Source organism: Rhabdochromatium marinum (genome assembly GCF_016583795.1).
Lineage (GTDB): Bacteria > Pseudomonadota > Gammaproteobacteria > Chromatiales > Chromatiaceae > Rhabdochromatium > Rhabdochromatium marinum.
Window position 1 is genome coordinate 1 of the sequence record NZ_NRRS01000153.1, and the last position, 1,968, is coordinate 1,968.

General features: G+C 44.6%; 2 protein-coding genes. Both read left to right on the forward strand.

Translation table 11 applies throughout. From position 1 onward, the window contains the following. The first annotated feature begins 244 nt into the window (after positions 1 to 244). Positions 245 to 1,249, forward strand: a complete 1,005-nt coding sequence (locus CKO36_RS18870) for a thiamine-phosphate kinase (protein WP_200286448.1) — start codon at positions 245 to 247, stop codon at positions 1,247 to 1,249. Then, a complete protein-coding gene (locus tag CKO36_RS18875; protein WP_200286449.1) occupies positions 1,246 to 1,887 on the forward strand; it encodes an HIT family protein in 642 nt (213 codons plus the stop codon). The genes CKO36_RS18870 and CKO36_RS18875 overlap by 4 nt, the downstream gene beginning before the upstream one ends. Positions 1,888 to 1,968: the final 81 nt, after the last annotated feature.

Genomic DNA, 1,968 nt, shown 5'->3' on the forward strand with positions numbered 1-1,968 from the left:
GCATCACTTCGAGCCACGGGCAGAGGACAACTTCCGGACAGAGGCACCCTAAACGGGTCTATTTGACCCGTATCCGGACTTTCAGTCCGTAACTTCAACCCACCAGCTTTAGCTGGTGGTTGTTGAGTCTTGATTCTTGATTGGTTTTTCGTCCGAGCTATTTATCAAGAGACTGATAAAGGCATCTGAATCGCTATTTGGTGAATCAAACGATGCAGCTTAAGCCACTATTAGAATTTATATTATGAATAGTAGGATTATTTCGGAACTAGGAGAAAGAGAGATAATCTCTAAATTTATTTCTCCTGCAATTTCGCCTTTTTACAACGATTTTAAGTTCGATGATTGCGCTGTTATTCCTTGCGCGGGAAATAGACTTCTTGTTTCAACTGACCAAGGCCCCAGAAAAAGTTTCTTGGAGCTGCTCGGAATCGGAAGCCCCGCTGATATAGGACACTTTCACTTGACAATAAACATAAGTGATATAGCCGCTATGGGCGGCATGCCCGTATGTTTCGTTATGGCATTGGCCCTTAGTCCCAGCACCACTACTGAATTCTTAGAAAGTTACATAACTGGCATAAGAGATGCCGCCGATGAATATAAAGTGAAGTTGGTTGGTGGCGACACGAAGGAAGCTGATGTGTTGCGAAATTCGATTACTGTCATAGGAAATGTTGCTAATGATAAACCTTTAGGTAGGCACCTTGCACGACCTGGGCAGGAAGTTTATATAACGGGAATGTGTGGGGCTGTTCTAAGTAACTACATTGACGCTTCTCGTGCCAGATTGGTAGGCGAAGAAATAAAGCTATCAAGGCCAAGAGCTAAAGTAGAAGAAGGCTTGCTCTTGAATAATAGCGGAAAATGCAGCTGCTGTATTGATATGTCTGATGGCTTATTCTTTTCGGCTGAAGAAATAGCTAAGGCAAGTGGCGTACGAATCGCGTTGGATCTTGATGGATTACCTATTTCATTTCCAAAATCCGGGGTTGCTAATTCCGATGCATGGAAAAATTACATACTAAATGTCGGAGGCGATAGTGATCTGCTGTTTACGCTGGATAAGGGCGACGCATCTATAGCCAAAGAGTTGGGGGCGATCAAAGTTGGCGATGTCTTACCTTTATCCCATGGAAGAGCAGGTTTGCATAAAGAGCCTCTAGCTAACTTTAAGTACATTTATGAGCCTTGGGAGCACTTCAAAAGCTCTCAAAGAATAAGCACAGATATTCGGAGCTTTGTATGACAAACGGCAAATGTTCTATTTGTGATGAGCTAGTGGCCAGCAGTTCTTCGCGATTTGCCGCTACCGTCAATGCAGGTGGCGTAATGAATGCGGTCTTTTATGAGACTAAAAACCTTGTGGTTTTGCCGAGTATCGGGCCACTCGCAAAGGGTCATTGTTTAGTAGTAACGAAAAAACACGTAAACAGCGTTTTGTTATCGGCACTGAGCGGTGACTTTTTTCCTGAACTAGAGGAATGTATTGAATCAGTTGTACGCTGCTACGGAGCATGTAAGTCAATTTTAATCGGTGAGCATGGCAGCAAATCTTGCCAGACGAGTGTCAGTCTATGTTCTACGGAACATGCGCATTTGCATGTTGTGCCCGTTGGTGTCAATGAAGCATCCCCAATCGTCAATACCTTTGATGGCGCCACTGTCACGAAAAATATTGTGGGGTTAGCAATGCACCTTCAAAGGTATGAGGACTACGTGTTCGTTTCTAATTACCAGCATGCAAAGAGTGTTCTATCGGCTCGCGTAGTGAGTGGAGATAAAATTTATTCCCAGATGCTACGAAAGCATATTGGAGAAATGATTGGGAATGAAAAATGGGCCTTGATCATCCCTCGGTCCAAAACCAACAATTTCAGTAGGTGATCAGCGCGAGGCATGGGGCGGCAGGAGTCCGGGAAAGGCGTAGTCTTGGAGGTGCAACCCAACCCAAGGACAGCGCCGATG